18 protein-coding genes are annotated in these 25979 nt (G+C 71.8%); 7 read left to right on the forward strand and 11 right to left on the reverse strand.

Going from position 1 to position 25979, the window contains the following annotated elements; translation table 11 throughout:
• Positions 1–3 precede the first annotated feature (3 nt).
• From OHS57_RS15140 to OHS57_RS15150, 3 genes are all read right to left on the reverse strand, one after another.
• A complete protein-coding gene (locus tag OHS57_RS15140) occupies positions 4–1542 on the reverse strand; it encodes a serine/threonine-protein kinase (RefSeq protein WP_328582272.1) in 1539 nt (512 codons plus the stop codon).
• Positions 1539–2204, reverse strand: coding sequence for a hypothetical protein (locus OHS57_RS15145; RefSeq protein ID WP_328582273.1), 666 nt, complete (start codon positions 2202–2204; stop codon positions 1539–1541). Before OHS57_RS15145 ends, OHS57_RS15140 begins: the two co-directional genes overlap by 4 nt.
• 101 nt (positions 2205–2305) lie before the next feature.
• Positions 2306–4363, reverse strand: a complete 2058-nt coding sequence (locus OHS57_RS15150) for an N-6 DNA methylase (RefSeq protein ID WP_328582274.1) — start codon at positions 4361–4363, stop codon at positions 2306–2308.
• Positions 4364–4548: 185 nt separating this feature from the next.
• On the opposite strand from OHS57_RS15150, the gene OHS57_RS15155 reads away from it, so the two are divergent.
• Complete coding sequence (locus tag OHS57_RS15155) at positions 4549–5358, forward strand: hypothetical protein (protein WP_328582275.1); 810 nt, start codon at positions 4549–4551, stop codon at positions 5356–5358.
• Between the two features lie 34 nt (positions 5359–5392).
• On the opposite strand, the gene OHS57_RS15160 is transcribed toward OHS57_RS15155, so the two are convergent.
• The 3 genes from OHS57_RS15160 to mfd form a co-directional block, all read right to left on the reverse strand.
• On the reverse strand, positions 5393–6205 hold the full coding sequence (locus OHS57_RS15160; protein WP_443042894.1) for an HNH endonuclease family protein: 813 nt from the start codon (positions 6203–6205) through the stop codon (positions 5393–5395).
• Between the two features lie 29 nt (positions 6206–6234).
• Entirely contained in the window at positions 6235–7413 is a 1179-nt protein-coding gene (locus OHS57_RS15165) for an acyltransferase family protein (protein ID WP_328582276.1), read from the reverse strand.
• A gap of 153 nt (positions 7414–7566) precedes the next feature.
• Positions 7567–11118: a transcription-repair coupling factor gene (gene mfd / locus OHS57_RS15170; protein WP_328582277.1), complete on the reverse strand. Its 3552-nt coding sequence runs from the start codon at positions 11116–11118 to the stop codon at positions 7567–7569.
• Between the two features lie 223 nt (positions 11119–11341).
• Here mfd and OHS57_RS15175 point away from each other — a divergent pair, with 223 nt between their 5' ends.
• The 3 genes from OHS57_RS15175 to OHS57_RS15185 all read left to right on the forward strand — a co-directional run bounded on the left by OHS57_RS15175 (position 11342) and on the right by OHS57_RS15185 (position 14669).
• Positions 11342–11611: a hypothetical protein gene (locus OHS57_RS15175; protein WP_328582278.1), complete on the forward strand. Its 270-nt coding sequence runs from the start codon at positions 11342–11344 to the stop codon at positions 11609–11611.
• Positions 11604–12257, forward strand: a complete 654-nt coding sequence (locus tag OHS57_RS15180) for a DUF6879 family protein (RefSeq protein ID WP_328582279.1) — start codon at positions 11604–11606, stop codon at positions 12255–12257. Before OHS57_RS15175 ends, OHS57_RS15180 begins: the two co-directional genes overlap by 8 nt.
• Positions 12258–12419: 162 nt before the next feature.
• Positions 12420–14669 carry an ATP-binding protein gene (locus OHS57_RS15185; protein ID WP_328582280.1) on the forward strand — a complete coding sequence of 750 codons (2250 nt, stop codon included), beginning with the start codon at positions 12420–12422 and terminating at the stop codon, positions 14667–14669.
• 46 nt (positions 14670–14715) lie between these two features.
• Here OHS57_RS15185 and OHS57_RS15190 read toward each other — a convergent pair whose 3' ends face one another.
• Together OHS57_RS15190 and OHS57_RS15195 are read right to left on the reverse strand one after the other, a co-directional pair.
• Complete coding sequence (locus OHS57_RS15190) at positions 14716–17289, reverse strand: ABC transporter permease (protein ID WP_041988921.1); 2574 nt, start codon at positions 17287–17289, stop codon at positions 14716–14718.
• Complete coding sequence (locus OHS57_RS15195; RefSeq protein WP_041988920.1) at positions 17286–18074, reverse strand: ABC transporter ATP-binding protein; 789 nt, start codon at positions 18072–18074, stop codon at positions 17286–17288. Before OHS57_RS15195 ends, OHS57_RS15190 begins: the two co-directional genes overlap by 4 nt.
• Positions 18075–18542: 468 nt before the next feature.
• On the opposite strand from OHS57_RS15195, the gene OHS57_RS15200 reads away from it, so the two are divergent.
• The gene (locus OHS57_RS15200; protein ID WP_443043072.1) at positions 18543–20033 is read left to right on the forward strand and encodes an MFS transporter; all 1491 of its coding nucleotides are present in this window, start codon (positions 18543–18545) and stop codon (positions 20031–20033) included.
• 24 nt (positions 20034–20057) lie between these two features.
• On the opposite strand, the gene OHS57_RS15205 is transcribed toward OHS57_RS15200, so the two are convergent.
• From OHS57_RS15205 to OHS57_RS15215, 3 genes are all read right to left on the reverse strand, one after another.
• Entirely contained in the window at positions 20058–20957 is a 900-nt protein-coding gene (locus OHS57_RS15205; protein WP_041988918.1) for a hypothetical protein, read from the reverse strand.
• 236 nt (positions 20958–21193) lie between these two features.
• Positions 21194–23638 carry an SUKH-4 family immunity protein gene (locus tag OHS57_RS15210; RefSeq protein WP_328582282.1) on the reverse strand — a complete coding sequence of 815 codons (2445 nt, stop codon included), beginning with the start codon at positions 23636–23638 and terminating at the stop codon, positions 21194–21196.
• Positions 23635–24612 carry an SMI1/KNR4 family protein gene (locus OHS57_RS15215; RefSeq protein ID WP_328582283.1) on the reverse strand — a complete coding sequence of 326 codons (978 nt, stop codon included), beginning with the start codon at positions 24610–24612 and terminating at the stop codon, positions 23635–23637. The genes OHS57_RS15210 and OHS57_RS15215 overlap by 4 nt, the downstream gene beginning before the upstream one ends.
• A gap of 238 nt (positions 24613–24850) precedes the next feature.
• Here OHS57_RS15215 and OHS57_RS15220 point away from each other — a divergent pair, with 238 nt between their 5' ends.
• On the forward strand, positions 24851–25351 hold the full coding sequence (locus OHS57_RS15220) for a YwqJ-related putative deaminase (RefSeq protein WP_041988909.1): 501 nt from the start codon (positions 24851–24853) through the stop codon (positions 25349–25351).
• A 2-nt stretch (positions 25352–25353) separates the two neighbouring features.
• A complete protein-coding gene (locus OHS57_RS15225) occupies positions 25354–25854 on the forward strand; it encodes an SUKH-3 domain-containing protein (RefSeq protein ID WP_041988908.1) in 501 nt (166 codons plus the stop codon).
• Positions 25855–25979: the final 125 nt, after the last annotated feature.

Raw genomic sequence — 25979 nt, forward strand, 5'->3', positions numbered from 1 at the left:
CCTTCAGAGGCCGTGGAACTGCTGCTGGCGCTCCAGCGCCCGCCGCACATCGGCGGCCAGCGGGTGGTACGGGCCGTAGAGCCGCCCGATGTCGTAGAGCAGATCCCCCAACTGCTGGTGCGCCGCCGCGTGATCGCCGACGGCCAGCAGCAGATTGCCGATCCGCTGGCGGATGTCGAAGGCCCGGTCGTGATCGGCGCCGGGGCGCTGCTGGTTCTCGAAGTACGGCAGCAGCGCCCGGTATTCGGCGAGGGCCGCCGCCGCCTCGCCCAGCTGCTCAAGGCAGAGCGCCGCGTCGAACCGGAACTGCAGGGCCTGTTGATCGCCCGCACCCGACTCTGCCGCCCGGTCGTCGGCGAGCCGGCGCAGCTCGGGCAGCGCCCTGCGGTACTGGCCGTCGTCCATCAGCGTCGCCGCGTACTGCTTGCGCAGGATGCGGACGACCGGTGACGACTCGCCGTGCTCAGCCGCGGCTGCGGGCAGGATGGAGCCGAGGATGTCGACGGCCTGGGTGATGCTGCCCTCGCCGAGCAGCCGCTTCACCTCGTCCACGGCGGCCGCCACATCGGGGCGTTCGGCCGGCACGGGCTGCTCGGGTTTGGCGGGCAGCGGCACCGAGGGCAGGCTGGTCGCCCGGTCGGGCCAGGGGGCGTGCGGGCGGCTGAACGGTCTGGTCGGGTCGAGCGGTCCCGCCGCCGGGACTCCGCGCGGCGGCAGCATCGGCATGAGCTGCTCGTACACCTCCTGCGCGCCTGCGGGGCGGTGCTGCGGATCCTTGGCGAGCAGCCGCAGCACCAGCGCCTCCAGCGGCTCGGGGATGTCGGGCCGGATCCGGCGCACCGGCAGCGGCGGCTCGTACAGATGGCGGTGGAGCACGCCGAGCACGGTCGACCCCGCGAACGGCACGTTCCCGCTGAGGAGTTCGTGCAGGAGCACCCCGAGCGCGTACAGGTCGGTGTACGGCCCGACGGCGCCGCCCATGGCCTGCTCAGGCGCCATGTAGGCGGGGCTGCCGATGGGCGATCCGGTGTGGGTGAGGCGCGTGGTGTCGGCGTCGATGACGGAGGCGACGCCGAGGTCGAGGACGGTGACCGTGCCGTCCGGTTTCACCATCACGTTGCGGGGCTTGAGGTCGCGGTGCACGATCGGCACCGCGTGCACCGCCGCGAGCACCGCGCACAGCTGGGCGGCCACGGAGGCGGCCCACGGCCAGGGGTACGGGTCGTGTTCGGCGAGATGGTCGGCGAGGTCGGCGCCCTCGACGTACTGCATGACGAGATACAGGTCGTCCCCGTCGCTGCCCGCGTCATGGACGGTGACCAGGCCGGGGTGGTCGACCTGCGCGGTGACCCGGCACTCGCGCACGAAGCGGCGGCGCATCTCGTCGGCGCCCGAGGCGGCCGCCATCCGGTCGGGACGCAGCAGCTTCACGGCGACGCGCCGGTCGAGGCGCTGGTCGTACGCCGTCCAGACCTGGCCCATGCCGCCCTGGCCGATGATCGTCGACAGCTCGTAACGGGCGGCGATGACCCGTCCGTTCACCGGTCGTCCTGCCGCTTGCGCAGGATGTCACTCAGCTCGTCGAGTTCGGCGCGTACCTGGTCGATACGGGGGTGGCCCGGCTGCGGGTAGCCGGACTGCGGCTGTCCGGGCTGCGGCTGTCCGGGCTGCGGCTGACCGGGCTGCGGGGGTGTCGCGCCGGGCCGGTCGGCGGGGACCGGCGGCAGCGGCGGGGGCGTCGGCAGCGGGCCCTGCTGCGGTACGGGCCGGGCCTGCGGCCGCACCGGGGCCGTGGTGCCCTGCGGGTGCGGATATCCGTAGCCGGGCTGCGGGTAGCCCGCGGGACCCGGGACGTACCCCACGGGCGCGGGCGGGCGGTTGAACCTGCGTATGTCGAAGATCAGGTAGTACGCGACGCTCACCGCGCCCAGCAGCATCACGAAGATGAGCGCCACGTCCGTCCTGGGGTCCGACTCGGGCAGCGAACCGACCACGGCGAACGCGCCGATGCCCAGCGGGAGGCTCGCGGCGAACGCCGTCCAGTCGAACCAGCGGCCCCGCACCAGCGCGACCCGGAACAGCGGTACGCAGGACAGGATCCCGCAGGTGAGCACGGCGGACGCGGTGCACAGCACCCTGATCGTGACGACCACGCCGTGCGAGGACGGGGGCCGGGGCGCTGAGGGCGGCACGGGGCCGTGCATTGCTGCTCCTGACGGGCCTGAGTACGGGGACGCGGAGGTACGAGCGTATACACCGACACCGACAGCGGTCGCCTGGTTGTACCGAACCGTTGTCGGCCGGATCACATCGGTACGGAACCGTCCGTCAGCCCGTCGTACAGGCCCTGGACCAGCCGCTCCCCCAGCTGTCCCGCGAGCCTCAGCGCACCCTCGAACTCGGCAAGCGCGCGGAAGTGTTCGCCGTGCCGCCGCTGCTCCTCCAGGGGCAGCCGGGGCAGTTGGAGACGGCGTACGTCGAGCCGGGCGGCGGTCGACGCGTAGCTGCTGGCCTGACGGTTGTTGGCGGTGCCGCGCAGGAACCCGGCGAGGAACCACGGGTCGAGCGCAGCCGGATCGGGGCGCAGCAGCTGGAGGTTGCGGCCGAGGGCAGCGCCGGCCGTCGCCCCGTCGACGACCCGGGCCACCGAGCCGCCGCCCAGGACAGGGACGACGACGTCGCCGGCCCGGACCAGCACGGGCTCCTCGCCGGGCCCTTCGGGCAGGGTGCCGGAGGGTTCGGTGCCCGCGACGACGTCGTGTTCCGTGAGGACGCGCACGGGCCCCGCCGGGCCCGTACCGGCGCCGCCCGCGCGCAGCTCCAGGGCGCCGGCCCTGGCGAGTTCACCGACGGTGGTGCCGGGGCGCCGGGGCCGCGTGTCCCCCGCCGTCCCCGACGGTGCGGGGGTCAGCTCGACGGTGCGCCGCAGCGCTTCGGCCAACCGGTCGCGTACGCCGGCCAGTTCGGCGGCGCCGCCGCCCGCGGCGGGGGGTGGCAGATGGCGGGCGGGCGCCAGGTCCACGTCGTCGTCGAGGAGGTCGATGACGGGCACGGCCCGGCTGACCCCCGGCTCGTCCACCGCGCCGCCGTCCTGGTCGAAGGCGCGCCAGGCATTCGTGACGGTGGCGTGCACGGCCGCCCAGTCGAGGCCTTCGCGGCCACGGCCGCCGCCGTCCGGGTGCCCGGCGGAGTCCACCAGCAGCAGTTCGGGGGACGACCGCTGCCCGTCGCCCGGGCGCCGCAGCACCCACAGGTGCAGCGGGACGCCGTAGGGCGGCGCGGCGCCCGCCGGGAGGGCCACGACGGCGCGCAGCGCGCCACGGCGCAGCAGATCGGCGCGCACCCGGCGCCCCGAGCGGCGGGAGGCGGCGGCGGGCGGCATCAGCAGGACGGCGGTGCCGCCGGGCCGCAGATGGGCCAAGGCGTGCTGCACCCAGGCCAGTTCGGACTCGGTGCGGGCCGGGAACCCGTACTCCCAGCGCGGGTCGTAGGCGAGTTCGTCATGGCCCCAGTTGCGTTCGTTGAACGGCGGGTGGCACAGGACGGCGTCGACCGTGAGCCCGGGGAAGGCGTCGGCGCGCAGCGAGTCGCCGGTCCGCGCCCCGACCTCGGCGCCGCTGCTCAGGGCGAGCCGCAGGCCGGTGAGCGCGGCGAGTTCCGGGGCTGCCTCCTGCCCGTACAGCGCCCTGGGGTGCGGTACGGCGCGCAGCAGGGTGCCGGTGCCGGCGGCGGGGTCGAGGACGGTCACGTCCTTGCCCGTGGTCCCCGCCAGCGCCGCCATCAGCGCCGCCGCGCCCGGCGGGGTGAGCGTGTACTGCCGGGGGTTGGCGTCGAGATACCGGCCGAGCAGGAACTCGAAGGTCCGGTGCGCGCCGAGTTCGGCGGCGAGTTCGGCGGCGCCGCGCAACAGGGCGGCGGACGACTGGAGTTCGCGCGCGGTGGGGGTGTGAACAGCTCTCCCCGCCGTGCCGCCGAAGCGCGGCGCGAGCACCTCTTCGACGGCGACGGGCAGCAGTTGGGCGAGCCGGGTGTCCGACGCCCCGGCCAGACCGAGCCAGTCGGTGGGCCGCTCCCGTACGAGCAGCAGGACGCAGCCGGTTCGTACGAGGGCGGTCGGCGCGCCCGCCGGGTCGCCCGACAGCTCCTGCCAGACCCGCTCCCGGAGCGGAACCTCGGCGAGTTTCCCCTGGTCGCGCAGCCACTGCTCGACTTCGGGCAGGGCGAAGGAGGGGCTGGTCTCCGTACCGCCGACGGGCCGGGGGAAGTCGGCGTGCCTGCGCCGCCAGTTGCTGACCGCGGCCCGGCCGACTCCGGCCAGCCGGGCGATTCCGGCGGCCGTCACCTCTGCTGCGCTCTCGGGCACCTGGCTGCTCCTCACGGCGCGGACTGATGTGTCACCGAGCATACCGTCGGGACCGGGAAATCCGGATTCACAGCATGAGACCGGGCCACCTGACTAGTCACTGTTGACTCGGTTCACAGACTCTGCTGTTATTAACACATCGCTATCCGCGACGACCCGTCATCCCACTCCATCGGAGACACCGCATGCCTTCTCCCGCCGCTTTCCGCCGTCACGGACGCAGCGCCATCGGCCTCGGCTGCGCGGTCGCCGTCGTCGCCCTGGCCGGCTGCGGACCGGCCACCGACAGCAAGGGCGCCGGCCCGGACTCGTCGTCGGCCGGCGCATCGGGCTCGGCCGCCGCCGCCAAGAAGCCGGCGCCGTTCGCCGGTGACTCGGGTCCCGACATCGTGAACAAGTCGCTGAAGGTCACCCGGGCCGCCACGTCGCTGACCATGCGGGCCGACATCCAGGACCCCACCGAGGGCCATGTGCTCTTCACCATGGCCGTCAGCGCCAAGGGCGACTGCGCGGGCCATGTGTCCCTCAACGACGAGGGCAAGGTCGTCCTGTCGAAGGTCGGCAAGACCGTCTACATGAAGTTCGACGAGAAGTTCGTCCGGGCGCAGGGAAAGAACGACTCCAAGGCCGAGACGGACGCGACGGTCGACATGCTCGCGGGGCGCTGGGTCAAGACCTCCGCCACGTCGGACGAGGGCAAGGAGTTCGCGACCTTCTGCGACCTGGACACCCTGCTGGGCGACTTCGAGGGCGAGGACACCGTCGCCCGCAAGGGCCCACTGGCGAGCGTGGACGGCCGTCCGGCCATCACACTCACGGAGTCCGACGGCAAGAGCCAGTACAAGGTGTACGTCGCCACGGAGGGCAAGCCGTACCTGCTGAAGCTGGTCACCACGGGCGACGAGCCGGGCACCGCGGTGCTCAGCGGCTTCGACGAGCCGGTCGGCGCGAAGGTGCCGACCGGCAAGGACATCCTCGACCTCGACAAGCTCTAGGCGGTGTCTCCGTCCGCCGGACCTGGGACGATGCTCAGCCGCCGCACTGGGCGAGCATCGTCTTCTTGTCCGCCGACGTCACCGGCAGGTCGTACTTGACGGAGACCTGCGCCACCCGCACCGCGTACGAGCAGCGGATCTGCTTGTTGGGCGGCAGCCAGGACGCCGGGCCCGAGTCGCTCTTGGAGCCGTTGGTCGAGCCGTCGACCGGCATGAGGTTCAGCGGGTCGTTGGCGATCTGCTCGCGCTTCGACTCGCTCCAGTGCGCCGCGCCCATCTGCCAGTCGTAGGACAGCGGCATCACATGGTCGATCTGTACGGCGGTGGCCTTGGCCTTGACCCACTTGATCGTCTTGCCGGTGTACGGGTCGTGCAGGGTCATCGAGGCGAGTATGCAGTCGGACCCCGAGCGGAACTCCGCCTTCAGGCCGTCGCGCTTCAGTACGTCGTTACGGGTGTCGCAGCCGTTCCTGGACAGCGGCACCTTGTCGACGCCGTCCTTCCACGCGTAGCCGAACTCGTCCCGCTCGTAACCGGTCTTGGGCCCGCGGCCCTTGGTGTCGACCTTGTCGATGAGCTTGCGGGCGGCCTTCTTGTCGGCGGCCGAGGTGAGCGGGGCGAGGCCCCGCTTCGTACCGTCCGGGTTGTCGAGGGGGCTGACGCCGAACGTGCCGCTGGGCGCGTGCGCGCCGCTGTCGGCGTCCCCGCCGCCGCCGGGGGCCGACGCCCCTGGTGAGCCCATGTCGCCGCCCAGCTCCGTCTTGCAGCCCGTCAGCAGAAGGACGGAGAGGGCAACGGCGCCGCCGCCGAGGCATGTTCGCGTGATGCTGTTCCCGAGAGTCCGCACGAACAGACGTATGCCCCGTTCGGTACCGATCAGCGCACCGGAACGGGACCCAATCGTGAAAAGGCCGCCGTGAGGCCCTTCTTGAGGAACGTCGCCAGCGGCCGCTCGACCAGACGGTGGATCAGCCAGCTCAGCACGAGCATCCCGACGAGCAACCCGGCGACCAGCAGCCGCGGGTCGACCCGGTCGTGCAGATAGTGCAGCGCCGTGACGCCGACCGCGTAGTGCACCAGGTAGAACGGGTACGTCAGCGAGCCCGCCGTGGTCAGCCACTTCCAGCGGATCCGGTCGGTCAGACCGAGCGAGACGCCGAGCATGACGAGCAGGAACGCCGTGTGGAGGACCAGCGATCCGGTCCAGGTCGAGACGTCCTCGAAGCGCACCCGGGTGACGAGGTCGTGCTGCGACATCACCCAGGAGAGCCCGAGGACGCCCCACAGCAGCAGGTCCTGGCCGAAGCGGTGCATCAGGTACAGGGCGAGCCCGGCGATGAAGAACCACGCCGAGTCGGGGTCGGCCAGCGTCAGCAGCAGCGGTATGCCGGACTTCGCCGCGAACGCGGCGGCGGCGCCCCACACGCAGCAGAAGATGACGACCTTGCGGTAGGTGAGGCCGGTCGCCACCACGATCAGGAAGATCAGGTAGAAGCGCAGTTCGGACCAGAGCGTCCAGTACACCCCGTCCACGTGCGGCATCCCCAGGCCCTGCTGGAGCATGGAGAAGTTGATGATCACCTGCGTGGGCTTCAGCGCGGGGAAGACGGCGGGCGCGACCGTCAGGGCCACGGTGGTGAAGACGACGGCGAACCAGTACGCCGGATAGAGGCGGATCACCCGGGAGACGAAGAAGTCCCTCGGCCGCCGCCCCCAGGAGGACATGCAGATGACGAAGCCGCTGATGACGAAGAAGAACTCGACGCCGATCCAGCCGTAGGCGGCGACGGGGAACAGGTCGGGGAAGATCTCCGAGACCGGCCGCCCCCAGATGAGGTTGCCCGGCCGGTCGGCGCGCGCCGTGCCCGTGTAGTGGTGCAGCGCCACCAGCAGCGCGGCCACCAGCCGCAGCCCGTCGATCACGAAGAGCCGGGGGCGCCGCGCGGGCGCGGCGGGCCCGGGCCGCTCCAGTGGCTGCGGCCCGGGACCGGTCCCGACCATCGCGGGCTGCGGCACCCGGCGTACGTCCGCCGTCGCTCCCTCAACCTGCTGCATGTCACTCGCCTGTCTGGACCCGTACGTACGTTTCAGCTGCCACCGCAACTCAACGTGGTCACAGCGAACCGCAGGTGTCCAACAAGCGAACGTGAACCTCATGAGCCGCTCAGGAATCAACCCCGAACAGCTCAGAAACAGCTCAGGTAATGGTCAAGAACCCAGAATGGTCGCCAAGAACTCCCCGGTCCACGACAGCAGTTCACGCCCGACGACCGGCTTCCCGCCGATCTTCCCCGCCGTCGGGCGCGGCACCAGGATCTGGTGCGCCGCCGGCTTGATGACCGTACGGGGATGCAGCCGCTTGAGGCGCAGCTCCTGCGACTCCCGCAACTCCACCGGAGCGAAGCGGATGTTGGCGCCCTGGAGGACGATCTCGCCGACCCCGCAGGCCCGCGCCAGCATCCGCAGCCCCGCGACCAGCAGCAGATTCTCCACCGGCTCCGGGAGCTTGCCGTAGCGGTCGGTCAGCTCCTCCCGTACGGCGGCGATGTCGGCCTCCGAGTTGGCGGAGGCGATCGAGCGGTACGCCTGGAGGCGCAGCCGCTCGCCCGGCGCGTAGTCGTGCGGCACGTGCGCGTCGACCGGCAGCTCGATCTTGACCTCCAGCGGCGGCTCCTCCTCCACACCGCCGTCGACCGCCGTGCGGTAGTCGGCGACCGCCTCGCCCACCATGCGTACGTACAGGTCGAAGCCGACCCCCGCGATGTGCCCGGACTGTTCGCCGCCGAGCAGGTTCCCCGCGCCGCGGATCTCCAGGTCCTTCATCGCGACGTACATACCGGCGCCCATCTCGGTGTGCTGGGCGATCGTCGCCAGCCGCTCGTGCGCCGTCTCCGTCAGCGGCTTCTCCGGCGGGTACAGGAAGTACGCGTAGCCGCGGTCGCGGCCACGGCCCACCCGGCCGCGCAGCTGGTGCAGCTGGGACAGGCCGAAGTTGTCGCCGCGCTCCACGATGAGGGTGTTGGCGTTGGAGATGTCGATGCCGGACTCCACGATCGTCGTGGACACCAGCACGTCGAAGCGCTTCTCCCAGAAGTCGACCACGACCTGCTCGAGCGCGGTCTCGCCCATCTGCCCGTGCGCCGTCGCGATCCGCGCCTCGGGCACGATCTGGCGCAGCCGCGCCGCCGCCCTGTCGATCGACTCGACCCGGTTGTGGATGTAGAAGACCTGGCCCTCGCGCAGCAGTTCACGCCGTACGGCGGCGCCGATCTGCTTCTCCTCGTACGGCCCGACGAAGGTGAGCACCGGGTGGCGCTCCTCCGGCGGTGTCGTGATCGTCGACATCTCGCGGATGCCGGTGACGGCCATCTCCAGGGTGCGCGGGATGGGGGTGGCGGACATCGTCAGCACGTCGACGTTGGCGCGCAGCTTCTTCAGCTGCTCCTTGTGCTCGACGCCGAACCGCTGCTCCTCGTCCACGACGACCAGACCCAGGTCCTTGAACTTGGTCTCGGACGAGAACAGCCGGTGCGTACCGATGACGATGTCGACGGACCCCTCGCGCAGCCCCTGGAGCGTCGCCTTGGCCTCCGCGTCCGACTGGAAGCGGGACAGGGACTTCACCACGACGGGGAACTGCGCGTACCGCTCGGAGAAGGTACCGAAGTGCTGCTGCACCAGCAGCGTCGTCGGGACGAGCACGGCGACCTGCTTGCCGTCCTGGACGGCCTTGAAAGCGGCGCGCACCGCGATCTCCGTCTTGCCGTAGCCGACGTCGCCGCAGACCAGCCGGTCCATCGGGACCGTCTTCTCCATGTCCTCCTTGACCTCGGCGATGGTGGACAGCTGGTCGGGCGTCTCCACGTACGGGAAGGCGTCCTCCAGCTCGCGCTGCCAGGGGGTGTCGGGGCCGAAGGCGTGGCCGGGCGCCGCCATCCGCGCCGAGTACAGCTTGATCAGGTCGGCGGCGATCTCCTTGACGGCCTTCTTGGCGCGCGCCTTGGTCTTCGTCCAGTCGGCGCCGCCGAGCCGGTGCAGGGTCGGGGCCTCGCCGCCGACGTACTTGGTGACCTGCTCCAGCTGGTCGGTGGGGATGTACAGCCGGTCGCCGGGCTGGCCCCGCTTGGCGGGGGCGTACTCCACGAGCAGGTACTCACGGGTCGCGCCCTGGACCGTACGCTGCACCATCTCCACGTACCGGCCGACGCCGTGCTGCTCGTGGACGATGAAGTCGCCGGCCTCCAGGGTCAGCGGGTCGATGGTCTTGCGGCGCTTGGTGGGCAGCCGCACGCCTTCCTTGCCGGCCGCCTTCTGGCCGGACAGGTCGGTCTCGGTGAGCACGGCGAGCTTCAGCGCGGGGTCCACGAAGCCGTAGTCGATCGAGCCGCGCGCCACGTGCACCACGGACGGGGTGATGTCGGCGAGGCCGCGCCCGCCGGTCGACTCGGGGGTGTCGAGCCGGGCCGCGATGCCCTCGCCGCTCAGCACCTCGACGGTACGGGCCGCCGTGCCCTGGCCCTCCGTGACGAACACGGTGCGCCAGCCGTCGGCGAGCCAGCCCTTGGTGTCGGCGAGCGCGCGTGCGGTGTCGCCCCGGTACGACTCGGGGGCGCGCATCCCGAGCGTCAGCGCGTCGGCGCCCAGCTCCTCGTCCACGGCGAACGGCGAGACCGACCACCACATCATGCCCAGCTCACGGGCCCGGCCCCGGACGTCGGCGATGCCCCACAGGGACGCGGCGCCCACGTCGATGGGCGCCTGGCCGCCGGTGGCGCTGGCGGCCCAGGACGCCTGCAGGAACTCCTGGCTCGTCGCCACCAGGTCCGAGGCCCGGGTCCGCACCCGCTCGGGGTCGCAGACCAGCGCCATCGAACCGGCCGGCAGCACGTCCAGCAGCAGCTCCATGTCGTCCACGAGGACCGGCGCCAGCGACTCCATGCCCTCGACCGCGATGCCCTCGGCGATCTTGCCCAGCAGCTCGCCCAGCTCCGGATGCAGCTCGGCCAGCGCCGCCGCCCGCTCCCTGACCTGCGGCGTCAGCAGCAGCTCCCGGCAGGGCGGCGCCCACAGACCGTGCTCGGCGACCTCAAGCGACCGCTGGTCGGCGACCTTGAAGTAACGGATCTCCTCGATCTCGTCACCCCAGAACTCCAGCCGCAGCGGATGCTCCTCGGTGGGCGGGAACACATCCAGGATCCCGCCCCGCACGGCGAACTCGCCGCGCTTCTCGACCAGCTCCACCCGCGCGTAGGCGGCGGCGGCGAGCTTCTCCGTCACCTCGTTCAGATCGGCGCTGCCGCCACTGCGCAGCGCCACGGGCTCCAGCTCCCCGAGCCCCTTGACCTGCGGCTGCAGCACGGACCTGATGGGCGACACGACGACGCTGACCGGCCCCGCCGACGGGTCGTCCTGCGCGGGGTGCGCGAGCCTGCGCAGCACGGCGAGCCGCCGCCCCACGGTGTCGGAGCGCGGCGAGAGCCGCTCGTGCGGCAGCGTCTCCCACGACGGGTACTCCACGACGGTGTCCGGATCGAGCAGCGTCCGCAGCGCCGCCGCCAGATCCTCCGCCTCCCGCCCGGTGGCCGTCACCGCCAGCACCGGCCGCCCGGCCTCCCGGGCCAGCGCGGCCACGGCGAACGGCCGCGCCGCGGGCGGCCCGACCAGATCGACATGCATCCGGTGCCCGTCGGTGGCGGCCTTCACCGCTTCGGCGAGCGCCGGGTCTCGTACAACGGCGTCCAGCAGACCGTGCAGGCTCATGAAGGGTGCTTCCGTCCGGTTTCCGGGTGGGGGCGACGCCCGGGAGGGGCAACGCGAATGACCCGACACGTCTCACGGGCCGGGGTCCTCAAGCGTACGACCCCCCGACACCCCCCGCGCCGCGGGCACCACCCGCCCCCGCGCAGGCGGCATTGCAGCCGGACAATCACGCTCCGTACGCTGGGCACCACTCAGTGGCCCGAACACCTCGACGGAGGTATCCATGACCCGCGCGTGGGAAGCAGATCCGACAGCGTTACTCGAACGCCGGCTCGGCAAGTCGGCGCAGGAGTTGGGCAACTCCCGGGACGACGACGACTGCCCGGACATCTGGCTGCTGGACAACGGCGATGTCGCGGTGATCGGCCGGGACCTGACAGCGGTCTACCAGGCACGGCTCCCCGACGGGGTCTCCCTGGCGGCCGACGAACGTCTCGTCGTCATCCCCGGCAACATGCTCAGCGCGGCGAAGGCGGACATCCCCGATGTCTGACCGTCCGACGCCGACGCTCCTCCCACCGGACATCGCCCACGAACGGGGCGAGCGCCTCGCCAGTGCGGACTACAAGCGCGACTTCCGCGAGCGCCAGGCCGCGATCCGCGACGGCGCCTCGTGGAAGCTGGAGCGGCGGCAGTACTTCGAGGAGCAGGGTGACCCCAGCAGGGACGCGCTCACCCGTGGCGACTGGCAGGGAGCGCTCCGCGTCTTCGACGAGGAACGGGACGCCCAGATCGCCAAGGCCCGGGAGAACAAGCGCCGCGGCTACGCCTTTCACCGGGTACGGGTCGTCGAGCACCCGGTGACCGCGTATGTGCAGTGGGAGCTGCACGCCCTGCGGCAGCAGGCCGAGCTGGGCGGGAACAGCGTACGGATCGTGGCAGGGGAGTCGGTCGCGGAAGCCGAGACGGCGCAGCCGCTCCCCGAAATCGTGGTCCTCGGCAGCCGGACCCTCTACCACGTCCTCTACACCGACGCCGGACGCCCTTCGGGAGCGGTCCGCTTCACCGACCCGCACCAGGTCGGGGCCTGGGAGGCGTACATCCGGTCGCTCTACGAGACGGGCGAGGACATCGCCACGTACTTCGCCCGCGAGATCGCGCCACTGCCCGCACCGGTCCTGCGCCCGCTCTCGGAGTGAATCATCGAGGACAACGGCGGTACGCCGGACCGCCCCGACAGCTCGCACAACGACCTGTCGGGGACGTCCCACGACGTCGTCCAGGCCGGGAGTGTCACCGGCGGGGTCCACTTCCACCAGCACGGCCCACCGGACGACGGGGCACGCGAAGGCACCGGTCCTGTGCCCCGGCAGTTGCCGGGCGACATCGGCCGTTTCATCAACCGCACCGGTGAACTGGACCGGCTGAACGCCATCTTGCCCACTGCGGACGGCGCTCCTCTCGTCGTCTCCGTCTGCGTCGTCGCCGGCACCGCGGGCGCGGGCAAGACCTCCCTCGCGCTGCACTGGGCCCATCAGGTCCGGGACCGCTTCCCCGACGGGCAGTTGTATGTGAACCTGCGCGGTTACGACCCCGGTCGGCCCGTGGGTGTCCACGAGGCCCTCCGCGGTTTCCTGTCGGCCCTGGGGGTGCGCGCCGACTCCGTACCGCAGGACCCTGATGTGGCCGCCGCCCTCTACCGCTCCCTGCTGGCCGACCGCACCATGCTCGTCGTGCTGGACAACGCGGCCGGCGTCACACAGGTGCGTCCCCTGCTGCCCGGCGGCCCACGCTGTCTGACCGTGGTCACCAGCCGCAGCCGGCTCTCCGGACTCGCCGTGCGCGACGGGGCCCGTCGTCTCACGCTCGGCACCCTGCCCGAGGAGGAAGCCGTCGCCCTGCTGCGCGCGGTGACCGACGGCTACCGGGCCGAGGACGACCCGCTGGAACTCACCGAACTCGCCCGACTGTGCGCGGCGCTGCCACTGGCCCTGCGCATCGCCGGTGAACGCGCGGCGACCAACCCGCATCTGCGCCTCGCCGACCTGATCGCCGAACTGCGCGACGAATCCGCCCTGTGGGACGCGCTCAGCACCGGGGACGACGACGAAGCCGAGGCCGTACGCACCGTGTTCGCCTGGTCCTACCGAGCCCTGCCCGAGCGGGTCGCCACCCTCTTCCGCCGGCTCGGTCTGCATCCGGGTCCCGAATTCGGCCTCCACGCCGCAGCCGCCCTCGCGGCGCTGCCGGCCGCCAGGACCCGCCAGCTGCTGGACTCCCTCGTCGGGGCGCATCTCCTGGAGCAGACCGGGCCGGACCGCTACCAGTTCCACACCCTCCTCCGTGCCTACGCCGTGGAGCTGGCGCACCAGGAAGAACCCGCGGAGGAGGCCCGGGCGTGCGTCCGCCGTGTGTTGAGTTGGTATCTGTGGACCGCCGAAGCAGCCCGGCGCACGCTTGCTCCCGCCCAGGAACCCGTGACGCTTCCCGAGTTGCCCGAGGCCGTTCGGCCGTTGGACCTGGTGGACTACAACTCCGCCATGGACTGGGCGGAGCGGGAACAGGCCAACCTGATCGGCATGATCCGCATCGCCGTCGGGGAACACGACGAGTGGGCCTGGAAGCTGACACGGGTCGTATGGGACGTACAGCCGCTGTCCACGTCGATGACCGACTGGTTGCCGGTCGGCCACGCGGGACTGGCCGCGGCACGGCGGCTGGAGGACAGCGAAGCCGAAGCGCAACTCCTCACCTGTCTGGGCCTGGCCCATCACCGGATCAACGAGTTGGACGAGAGCCTGGACTGTCATCAGCGGGCGCTGGCGATCCGACGCCGCTCCGACGACCGGACCGGCGAGGCGCGCTCCCTGAACCTGATCGGTCTCGTCGAGCTGCGCCGCCGTCAACTGGATTCTGCCGGCGTGCGTTTCGAACAGGCCGCCGCGCTCTGGCGGGCGACGGGCTCGGAGCGCTGGGTGGCCACCACACTGTCGAACATGGCCACGGTCGACTACAACGCCGGGCGCCTGCCGGAAGCGCTCGCCCGCGTTCGTGAGGCGTTGGCCGCGCATCGCGCACTGGGCAACCAGGGAGGTGAGGGAAACGCGCTACGCCTGCTGAGCTGTCTGCAGCGCGAACTGGGGCAACCCGAGGCGGCCCTCCGGTCGGCGGAACAAGCCCTCGACATCGCTCTCGTCCTGCGCGACCAGATCCTCGAAGGCTATTGGCTCCTCTCCCTGGGGGACGCCCAGCGGGCCACGGGCCGTCCCGACGACGCGCTCGTCTCGTACCAGCGCTCCGCCGACCTGCATCGGCGGCTCGGCAACCGCAGTCGCGAGGCGATGTCCTGGCGGGGCGCGGGCGAGACATATGTCGCGCTCGGCAGGAGCGAGGAGGCCGCCCATTTCCATCGCAGGGCCGCCGCCGTCCACAAGGAGCTCGCCGACGGCTGGCACGAGGCGCTCGCTCTGGAGGCACTGGCCGAGGCGCTGGCCGGTACCGACCCGCAAGCGGCTCGCCGGACCGGGTCCGAGGCGCTGCGGCTGGTCGCGGCATACGACGACCCCCGCGCCACGGAGCTGCGCCGGCGCCTCGTCCAGCGGTACGCATGAACTGCGACCGCTGGACGAGGCGCCGGGTGGGGCGTTCGTGGCGGGGTTATTCCGTCGCGATCGCGTTCAGCACGTTCATCCGGCCCGCGCGGAATGCCGGGATCAGGGCTGCGAACAGGCCTACGAAGGCCGAGGCGACGAAGACTCCCAGGATCGTGGGCCAGGGGATCTCCAGGACTCCGAGGCCTTCCAGGGCCAGGAGTTTCTGGGCCGAGGTGCCCCAGATCATGCCCAGGCCGAGGCCCAGGAGGGCGCCGAAGAGGGCGATGACCACCGATTCGAGGCGGATCATGCGGCGCAGCTGGCGGCGGGAGAGGCCGATGGCGCGCAGGAGGCCGATCTCCCTCGTCCGTTCGACGACCGACAGGGCCAGGGTGTTGATCACGCCCAGGACCGCGACGACGATCGCGAGGGCCAGCAGGCCGTAGACGATGTTCAGGAGCTGGCCGATCTGGTCCTTCAGGTCCTGCTTGAAGTCCGTCTGGTCCTGCACCTTGTACTGCGGGTAGGCGGCCATCGAGGACTTGAGTTCCTTGTACGCCTCCTTCTCCTTGCCGTCCTGCGCGGCCGCGAACATGATCGTGTTCTTCGGCATCTTGTCGGGCGTCACGTACTGCTGGGCGGTGGTGATGTTCAGGTACTTCGCGCCCTGGTCGACGCTCGTGTCGTCCGAGGTGATCGCCGCGACCTTCAGCTTGGCCGTCCTGCCGGCCTTGAAGGCGACGGTCAGTTCGTCGCCGACCTTCACACCGTGCCGCTTCGCGTAGTCGTCACCGACCGACATCGCGTTCTTGCCGTACGCGCCGGACAGGGTGCCCGCCGTGGTCTCACGGCGCAGGTCCTTCATGTACGACGGGTCGGCCGCGACCACCTCGTCGCTGTCCGTCTTGCCGTCCGGGGACGTCAGCTTGGCGTCGAGGACCTTGTAGTCGGTGATCCGGGCGATGTCCGGGGACTTCTTCAGCGCCGCCTCGGCCTGCGGGACGATCTGCTGGCCGGTGTTCGACTGGACGATGAAGTCCGCGCCGACCGACTTGTCCAGCTCGTCGGTGGCCGAGGCGACCATCGAGGAGCCGACGACCGACAGGCAGGCCACCAGGGCCAGGCCGATCATCAGGGCCGCGCCCGTCGCTCCCGTACGGCGCGGGTTGCGCAGCGCGTTGCGCTCCGCCATCCGGCCGACCGGGCCGAACATCCGCAGCACGACCGTGCTGAGCGCCCTGACGACCACGCCGGCGAGCAGCGGGCCGATCACCACGAACCCGATGAGCGTGCAGACCACGCCGAGGCCGAGGTACGTGGAGCCCTCGCCGGCCTTGTCGGCCTGCGTGGACGTGTAGAGGGCGAGACCGCCGGCCGCCGTGAGGACCAGGCCGATCGTGGCCCTGATCCGTCCCGAACGGCCGTCCGCCGGGGTGCCGGCGTCGGTCAGCGCCGCCATCGGCGAGATCTTGCCCGCCCGCCGCGCCGGGATGTACGCCGCGAGGACGGTGACGACGACGCCGAGCGCGATCCCGACGGCGGGAGTCGTCCACTTGACGGTCAGGTCCCCGGTGGACAGCTCCATACCGACGGCCGACATGAGCTTCATCAGCCCGACGGCGAGACCCACGCCCGCGGCGACCCCCGCGAGGGATCCGACGATCCCCAGCAGGACCGCCTCCACCAGCACCGAGCGGTTGACCTGCTTACGGCTGGAGCCGAGCGCCCGCATCAGCCCGATCTCCCGGGTGCGCTGGGCGACCAGCATCGAGAAGGTGTTGACGATGAGGAAGACACCGACGAGCAGGGCGATCCCGGCGAAGCCGAGCATCGCGTACTTCATCACGTCGAGGAACGAACCGATGTCGTCGCGGTTCGCGTCCGCCGCTTCCTGCTGCGTCTGGAACTTGTACGCGCCGGGCAGCGCGGCCGCCACGTCCCTCTTCAGCACCGTGTCGCCGACACCCTCGTCGGCCGTCACGTTGAGCTGGGTGAACTGCCCTGTGGCACCGAGCAGTTCACGCTGGGCGGTCGCCGTGTCGAAGTAGACGACGGTCGCACCCGGGTTGGTCACCTTGAACGTGGCGAGACCGGCGATCCGCGCCGTGAAGTCACCCGTGACGGAGATGGTGCGCAGCTCGTCACCAAGCTTCAGATGGTGCTTGTCGGCGCTGTCCTTGTCGATCATCACCTCGGTCGGGCCGCGCGGCGCGTGGCCCGAGGTGACCTCCACGGAACGCAGGTCGTTACGCGTCCAGTTGCCGGCGATCGTCGGGGCGCCGCTGGTCGAGCCGATGTTCTTGTTCTTCGCGTCGACGACCGTCACGCTCATGCTGGAGACGGCGCCCTCGACGGACTTCACCCCTTCGGCCTTCGCGACCTGCTGGACCGTCGAGGCCGGCAGGGACTCGGGCTTGCCGTTGTCCGGCATGTCGGACGCGCCGGCCGCCGACTTGGGGCTGACCGTGACATCGGCCGACGTCTGCGCGAAGAGCTTGTCGAACGTCGTGTTCATCGTGTCGGTGAAGACGAGCGTGCCGCTCACAAATGCCACCGACAGCAGGACCGCCACGGCGGACAGCGCCATTCTTCCCTTGTGCGCGAGGAAGTTGCGCATCGAGGTCTTGAGGATCGTCACGACGTACGCCCCCGGCCGTCGAAGTCCTTCATCCGGTCCAGCACCGCGTCGGCCGTCGGCCGCAGCATCTCGTCGACGATCCTGCCGTCCGCGAGATACAGCACCCGGTCCGCGTACGAAGCGGCCACCGGGTCGTGCGTCACCATCACGATCGTCTGCCCCAGGTCGTCCACGGAGCGGCGCAGGAAGCCCAGCACCTCGGCGCCGGCCCGCGAGTCCAGGTTCCCCGTCGGCTCGTCACCGAAGATGATCTCCGGCCGCGCCGCCAGCGCCCGCGCCACCGCGACCCGCTGCTGCTGACCGCCCGACAGCTGCGTCGGCCGGTGCTTGAGCCGATCGGCGAGCCCCACCGTCTCCACCACCCGGCGCAGCCACGCGGCGTCCGGCTTGCGCCCCGCGATGTCCATCGGCAGCGTGATGTTCTCCAGCGCGTTGAGCGTCGGCAGCAGGTTGAACGCCTGGAAGATGAAACCGATCCGGTCCCTGCGCAGCTGCGTCAGGTGCTTGTCCTTCAGCTTCGTGATCTCCGTCTCGTCCAGGAAGATCTCCCCGGACGTGACGGTGTCGAGCCCCGCGAGGCAGTGCATCAGCGTCGACTTGCCCGAGCCCGAAGGGCCCATGATCGCCGTGAACTGCCCCCGCGCTATGTCCACATCGACATGGTCGAGCGCGACCACTCTCGTCTCCCCCGCCCCGTACGCCTTGACGACCTGCCGCGCTCGCGCCGCGACCGCCGTACGCCCTCCAGTGCCCCCGTGCCTGGGAATGCTCACAGCCGTTGTCACGGTGAATCTCCAATGTCGATCGGTTCGTCGGTCACGTTCGTCGGTCACGTTCGTTGGTCAAGCTCGCTGACGCGGATCGCCGATTCGGTCCGCCGCATCAGTCTGTTGGTCAGGGGCACCCCGGCGCATTGGTGCTCAGCGCACACTTCACCTGGGGTTTTCCCCACCCCCCGACTACGGCGGGCCCCCGTTCTGGTCCCCGCCGTCGCCGTAAGAACAAGGTAAGGACACAAGGGTGGGCAGCACCTCATCCACCGGGACGAACGGCCCATGGAACGCAGTAAGGACAAGCCCCTAGGGGTCTCCACCCGTGAGGTGAGCCCTTGGGTGGAGAACACGGCGGATGAGAAGGTGGCGGCGGAACTACCTGTACGGGGAAGGGATGCTGTGAGCGGCACCGAAGCGATATCCGGGACGGCGACCGCCACCGCCGCACCCACCGGACGCGGCCCGGTCGTCGCCGCGCTGATGCTCGCCATGGCGCTCGCCGCTCTCGACGGCACGATCGTCGCCACCGCCGTCCCGCAGATCGTCGGGGACCTCGGCGGGCTGTCGATCTTCTCGTGGCTGTTCTCCGGCTATCTGCTCGCCGTCACCGTCACCCTGCCGGTGTACGGGAAGCTCTCCGACACCTTCGGCCGCAAGCCGGTCCTGATCGCCGGCATCGTCCTCTTCCTCGTCGGCTCGGTGCTCTGCGCGACCGCCTGGAGCATGGCGGCGCTCATCGCGTTCCGCGTCGTCCAGGGGCTCGGCGGCGGCGCCATCCAGGGCACCGTGCAGACCGTCGCGGCCGACCTGTACCCGCTCAAGGAACGCCCCAAGATCCAGGCCAAACTCTCCACGGTCTGGGCCACGTCGTCCGTCGCGGGACCCGCCATCGGCGGGCTGTTCGCCGGATACCTGGACTGGCGCTGGATCTTCCTGATCAACCTGCCGGTCGGCGCCGCCGCGCTCTGGCTCATCGTCCGGCACCTGCGGGAAACCGGCCGTACGGGCGCCTCCGCCACCGGCAGCGGGGACGCCGTACGCCCCAGGAAGGCCCGTATCGACTGGGCCGGCGCCCTCGCCGTCTTCGCCACCGGCGCCCTGCTGCTCACCGCGCTCGTCCAGGGCGGTGTCGCCTGGCCCTGGCTCTCCGCGCCCTCGCTGGGCCTGTTCGCCGCGACCGCCGTCCTCGCCTGCGCCACCGTCGTCATCGAACGCCGCGCCGCCGAACCGATCATCCCCGGCTGGGTGTGGCGGCGCCGCAACATCGCCGCGGTGAACCTGGCACTCGGCGCGCTCGGTCTGCTGATGGTCGCCCCGACCGTGTTCGTGCCGACCTACGCCCAGTCCGTGCTCGGCCTCGGCCCGATCGCCGCCGGCTTCGTACTGTCAGCGATGACCCTGAGCTGGCCGGTCAGCGCCGCGCTGTCCAACCGCGTCTACAACCGCATCGGCTTCCGGCTCACCGGCGTCGTCGGCATCAGCCTCGCCCTGGTCTTCCTGCTCGCCTTCCCCTTCCTGCCCTTCCCCGGGCAGGCCTGGCAGCCGGCGCTCGTCATGCTGCTGCTCGGCGGGGCGCTCGGACTCTTCCAACTGCCGCTGATCATCGGCGTGCAGTCGAGCGTCGGCTGGTCGGAACGCGGCACGGCCACCGCCTCGATCCTCTTCTGCCGCCAGATCGGCCAGAGCGTCGGCGCCGCGCTGTTCGGCGCCGTCGCCAACAGCGTGCTGGCCGCGCGCCTCGCCGCCGCGCCGACCGGCGGGCTCCCCACCGACGTCGACGCGATATCGCGCGCCCTCGACGACCCGGCCGCGCTGACCACGCAGGCGGCGGACTACCTGCGGCACGCCGTGGCAGCCGCCGTCGACCACGTCTTCGTCGGCGCCGCGGCGGCAGCGGCCGTCGCCCTGCTGGTCCTGCTGTTCGTCGCGCCCCGGTGCTTCCCGATCATCCAGGACGACAGCGACAGCTGAGCCGCCGCGCCGAAACGGCCGCGCTCACTCCTCCGACGACGACACCGGCGCACGCCCCGACAGCGCCGCCAGGCTGTTGCGTACGTGCCGCAGGTGCGCCCGCAGCTCCTCGCCGTACTCCGCCTGCTCCCGCGCCACCCGCTCCGCGTCCCTGATCACCCGGTCAGCGGCAGCACCCGCCTGTGCCAGCAGCTCCGCCGCCCGGTCCCTGGTGTCCTCCTGGCGGTGCCGCGCCTGCTCCCCCGCCTCGGCGAACGTCCGCTGCGCCTCGTCAAGACCCGCCTTCGCCCGCGCCACCTGGCGCGCGTGCCGCGCCTCCAGCGCCGCCTCACGCTCCGCGACGTCGCGCTCCTGCGCGGCCAGCCGCTCCGCGTGGCCCTTCTCCAGACCCTCCAGCACGTCGTGGGTACGCTGCCGCGTCTCCTTCAGCACCGCCAGCGCCTCGGTACGCCGCGCCTTCACCTCGCGCCGCGCCCCGATCCGCTCGTCGTCGGCCGTCCTGCGCGCCGCCGCCAGCAGCTCCTCCGCGTACGCGTCGGCCTCGGCGCGCAGCGCGTCCGCCCACTCCCGCGCCGAATCGCCGGACGCGCGCGCCGCTGCCCCGGCGGCGTCCCGTACCGCCTGCGCCTCCTCGGCAGCCGCCACCCGGACGTCCTGCGCCTCGTCGGCGGCGAGCGCCACGATCTCCCTGGCCCGGTCGGTCAGCGACTCGTACGTCTGCGGCTCGATGGCCGAAACCCGCTCCCGCAGCTCCTCGGCCTCGGCCTCCAGCCGCTTGACGAGGACGGTGAGGCGCGCGGCGCGCTCCCACGCCTCGTCCCGGTCCCTGGACAGCTCGTCCAGCTGCCGGTCGACCTGCTCGGGGCGGTAACCACGCCCCCGGACGGGCACGAAGCCATGAGACGACAGGGGTGGCGGACTCATCCTTGAAACCCTCCTCCGACACGGGGCGCACAACGCGATCCGGCGCACATCCTGCTGGATCAAAGCGAAATACGCATAATGCGACACTCCGCCCATCTGATTCTTCAAGGATGCGGCATCCGGTCCGCGTGCCGGAACGGCCGGTCGGAGGCCGGTCGAGAACGTCCAAAAACGACCGGGGCCCCCACCGCGAAACGCGGCGAGGGCCCCGGTCGGACCGGAACGCATGGGTCAGGTCAGAGCAAGCCGTCCCACATCTGTTCGAGCAGGACCGACCACCAGCTCTCCGGCGACGCCAGCGCCGCCGGATCCAGCGCGGCCAGCTGTGCCTGGAAGTCGACGGTCCAGCGGCCCGCCTGCTCCGGATTGAGCCCGAACCGCAGCCGCCACATCCGTCCCAGCAGCGCCAGCGACCGGGTGAACTCCGGCAGCCCGGTGTTCACGAACTGCGGCGGCGCCGACTGGCCGCCCGGCCCCGCCTCCACCGGTACGGCCATGATGTGCGCCGTGCCGTACTGCACACACAGCGCACGGCCGAAGTCGCTGCCCATCACCAGGTACGACCCGGCGTCCGGCGCCGCCTGCACCTGCCGCTGCGCCGCCAGCTCCGCCAGCGTCGGCACCACCGGCTGAGCCGGCTGCGCCCAGAAGAACGGGCCGAAGTCGGCCGGCAGCCCCGCCCACACCATCGTCAGCGCCACCGCCTCCGGCACACCCTGCCGCGACACCGCACGCTGGTCGTAGCGGCAGATGCCCTGCGGACCGAAGGCCGCCATCAGCTCCTGCGCGACGCCCTCCGGCGGAATCGGCGGCACGGGCGGTACGGGCGGCAGCGGCGCACGCACCGGGGCCGGCCGCGCGGGACCGTCCGCGACCTGGTGCAACTCGCCCTGGTGGGTCAGCAGATGCTGCATGCCCTGCTGCCTGCTCGCGTGGTCCTGGCCGTACGGGGCGACGCTGGTGATCCGCACCTGCGGCCAGGTCTCCCTGATCATCCGCGCGCAGTAACCACCCGGCAGCTCGCACGACTCCAGCTCCGTGTGCAGTTCGAGCACCTGCTGCGGCGGCACGTTCATGGCCCGCAGCTCATGCAGGATCTGCCACTCGGGATGCGGGGTGCCCGGCGCGGAACGACGGATCAGCTGCGCCTCGGACCCGTCGGGGGCGCGGTAGCGCAGCACGGCCTGGTAACCGGGGCCGACCGTCGGCAGCCCGGTGGGCTGCGGCGGGTAGCCGTACGAGGGCGGCGGCCCGGGAGGTCCCGGCGGACCCGGAATGCCGGGCGGGGCCTGCGGACCCGACGGATTCGGACCGGCGAGCATCGTCGCCGCGTGATGCACCCCACCGGGCGGCGCACCCGGCGCACCCGGCGCACCGGGGGGCCCGGGAGGCTGCGGAGGACCCGGCTGCGCGCCCGGAGTACCAGGGGCGCCAGGAGCACCGGGCGGGCCCGGCGGCCTCGGCGGCTGACCGCCCTGCCCCGGGTCCGCGAACATCGTCGCCGCGTGATGCACCCCGCCCGGCGGCGTCCCGGGCGCTCCGGGCGTCCCCGGTGCTCCGGGCGGACCAGGCGGTCCGGGAGGCCGCGGTCCTTCCGGGCCTTGCTGCGACACGAGTTGCGTCGGGGCGTACCCACCGGCCGCCCCCGGCGCACCGGGTGACGGCGGCGGGCCCGGCGGCCGTGCCCCCGGCGTGCCCGGCGCTCCGGGCGGCGGCGGGGTCGAAGGACTCGAAGCCGACCTGCGGCTGCCGCGCGGCGGCGCGGTCGCCTTGCTCGTCGCCGCGTCCGCTATGTCACTCGCGTTGCTGCCCACCGGACGCCCCGGCGCCGCAGGCGGTCGCGGCGCACCGGGCCCGGCGGGTCCGGGACCGACAGGCCCTGGCCCCGCGGGATTCGCCCCGGCGGGATTCACCCCCGGCGGATTCGGCTCCGCGCCCGGCAGCGACTGCGGGTCGAACGACGAAGCCACCGCCGTACGCGGCAGTTGGCTGCCGCCCGACATCAGCGCCGTCGGCGCATCGGCGCCCGTGGCCGGCCGCGGCTCGTCGTCCTCGTCCGACCCGGACAGCGGCGGCGCGAACACCGTCGCGGGCAGCGGTACGGAACCCTCCTCCGACGCGGCGTTCGTGTCCGTACCGGCCCACGGCGTCGCACCGATCGGCGGTGCACCGCCGGAGCTGCCGGGCCCGTCCGACGCCGCAGCGCCCGAAGCGCCCGCACCCGATCCAGCAGCACCCGATCCAGCCGCACCCGAAGCAGCCGCCGGTTCCGGCGAACCGGCCCTCTCCGGACGGTGATCCGGAATGCCCAGCTTGTCCGCCGCGTCCTGGAGCCACTCCGGCGGCGTCAACAGGAACGACGTCTGATTCAGGTCGATCCGCTGCGGCGGCGCCGGCGCGGCAGGCTCGGGCCGCGTCCCGTACTCCTCCTCGTACCGGCGGATCACCTCACCCACCGGCAGCGCGGGCCACAGCGTCGCCTCACCGCTGTCCCTTGCGATCACCAGCCGCTGCCGGCCGCCGTCGGAGACCGGACCGCCCTCGCGGTCCTCCGCCCACACGACGAACCCCAGGTCGAACTCCCGGACCCGCACCTCGCGGTGCTGATAGCCGGGGACCTCACCGTTGACCCACTCTTCCGCGCGCTCCTGCGCCTGCGCGAAGGTCACCATCGCGCTCATCCCTCCACCGGGACGGCCTGCGCGAAGCCGCCGTCCACCATCAGGTTCGCCACGGTCTCCAACTCCGGCGGATTGCCCGCCAGTCGCTGCAGAAAGACGTCGAAGTCGTCACCGCACGGCAGCAACAGCCGTTCCACGCGCTCCTGCACGCTCCAGCCGTCCTGGTCACGGGCGTCGTCGTACGCGCAGAACCACACCGAACCGATCCGCTCGCCCCGTACCTTGACCGCCAGGATGCCGCCCTGGACGAAACCGACGCCCAGATGGTCCTTGGTCAGGTGGTCGCGCAGACACTTGTTCACGTACACCAGGTCGTTGACCGCGGCCTGGTCCCGCACCGTGAAGAACGGCTGGTCCACCAGCAGCCCCAACTCCGGGTCCAGGGCGGCGCCCACCGGCGCGCAGCCGCCCGCCGCCTTCAGGAACGAGCGGTACGCACCCGGCAGCCGGTAGCCGAGATCCTCCTCGACCCCCAGCAACTGCCGCTCCGTGACCGACACCTCGCCCTTCGGCAGCCCGAAGTGCACCGGCCTGGTCTCCTGCAACGGGCGCGTACCGCGCTTGCCGTGGTCCACCCGCGTCGTCGCGAGACCGCCGTGGTGCCGCAACAGCGCCTTCACCTCGACCGGGACCAGCACCAGCCGCCGGGAAGCCGGCACATGGTGCCAGGTCCAGCCGTGCGGGGTGGCCACCGGCGGAATCGTGTCCCACAACTCGTGCCCCGCGGCGGCCAGCGCCGCGTTCGCCGACACGTAGTCCGTGAGCCGCAACTCGTCCACGCCGAACCCCTCGGGAGGCTCGGCGATCTCGGCGGCGGCACGCGCGTAAGGCACGAAATCCGGAAAGCCGCGGTCGTCGACCCGTACCCCGTGCGGGTGACGGGAAGCCCGGACCGGATCCGGGAACTGCACGACCTGCCCGGCATAACCGGCGTTCGGTGGCGCGGCTTGCTGCCCGAGCCGACCTGTCGTCATGGCGGTTGCCCCCTGCTGCTGCTGGCTGGTTACGCACAGCCTATGCGGTGGCGCAACACGCCACAGAGAGGCTCCTTCCCGGTGACAAGCGGTTACTTCGGGGTGACCCAGCGCCGACGCCACGCCCTGATCCGCGACTCCGCTACCCGATCCGGCGTCAAATTTGGCAGGCTGTCCCCGCGACACGGGGGCGTGACACCAGCGGCTACCCGCAGCTGGCACGGGAGGGACAAGCACGATGCACACCGCACCAACAGACGCACAGGGCGACCCACGCCTCAGCTGGAGCAGCGTCGACCCACACCTTCCGCCACAGCTCCACCGGCGCCGCGACGGCATCCTGCCCGCGGTGGCGGCCGCCCTCTCCGTCCGCGGCGAGACCCTCACCTGCACCGCGGGCAAGGCCGATCAGCCACCCGTACTGCACGTCCTCGTACAGGACTTCCTCGACACCCTCACCAGCGGACAGCGGGAACGATTCACCGGGCGCTGCCCCGAAGCGATCCTGCTCTCCAGACATCTCACCGCCACCGACGAAGGGCGCTCCAAACGCGCCCGCAAGAAACCCCTCACCCACGGCGACGCCCGCCGCTCGCTCAAACACGCCAAACTCACGGCCCGCCGCATCCGCGAGGACGGCGACCCGCTGCACGGCAGCTACGCGCCGCCCTGCCGGTCCTGCATCGCCCTGCTCGACCACTTCGGCGTACGGCCCGTCGACCCCACCCAGAACGGCTGAACATGCCCGACCCCACGTCCGCCCCCACCTCCACGCGCTTCCCCGCGCCCGTCGACGCCGCCCTGCGCGAAGCCGGCTGGCAGCCAGGACGGTGGGACATAAGGCAGGCCGAGGAATGGGCCGACACCCTGCGCGCACACGTCACGCCCGCGGGCCACCTGCACACCGTCTTCCCCGCCGCCGTCGAGGCCTGGGCCGAATTCGGCGGTCTGGTCATCACGCCCGCGGGGCCCGGCCGGCAGATAGCACCCGCCACCGTCCGCATCGACCCGCTCGCCGGGATCCACCTCGCCCGGACCCTGTCCGACCTGGGCCGGTCGCTGGACACCGAGATCACCCCGCTCGGCGAAGAAGGCGAAGGCCAGGCCGTACTCGCCATCGACGCCGTCGGCCGCGTCTACGCCATCGACCACACCGGCGACTGGTACCTCGGCGCGGACATCGACCTGGCACTGGCGACGCTGCTCACCGGCAGGGAACCGGCACGGCTGACGTCGGCCTGAGCGGTACGGGCGTACGACACGACGGCCGCGCACAGACCGACGCCGGGCAGACCCATATCGGGCAGACCGACGCCGGGCAGACTGCCGCCGGGCAGACTGCCGCAGGCCGGCGTACGGGCCGTCCT

The sequence above is a fragment of the Streptomyces sp. NBC_00370 genome (genome assembly GCF_036084755.1).
Classification (GTDB): domain Bacteria; phylum Actinomycetota; class Actinomycetes; order Streptomycetales; family Streptomycetaceae; genus Streptomyces.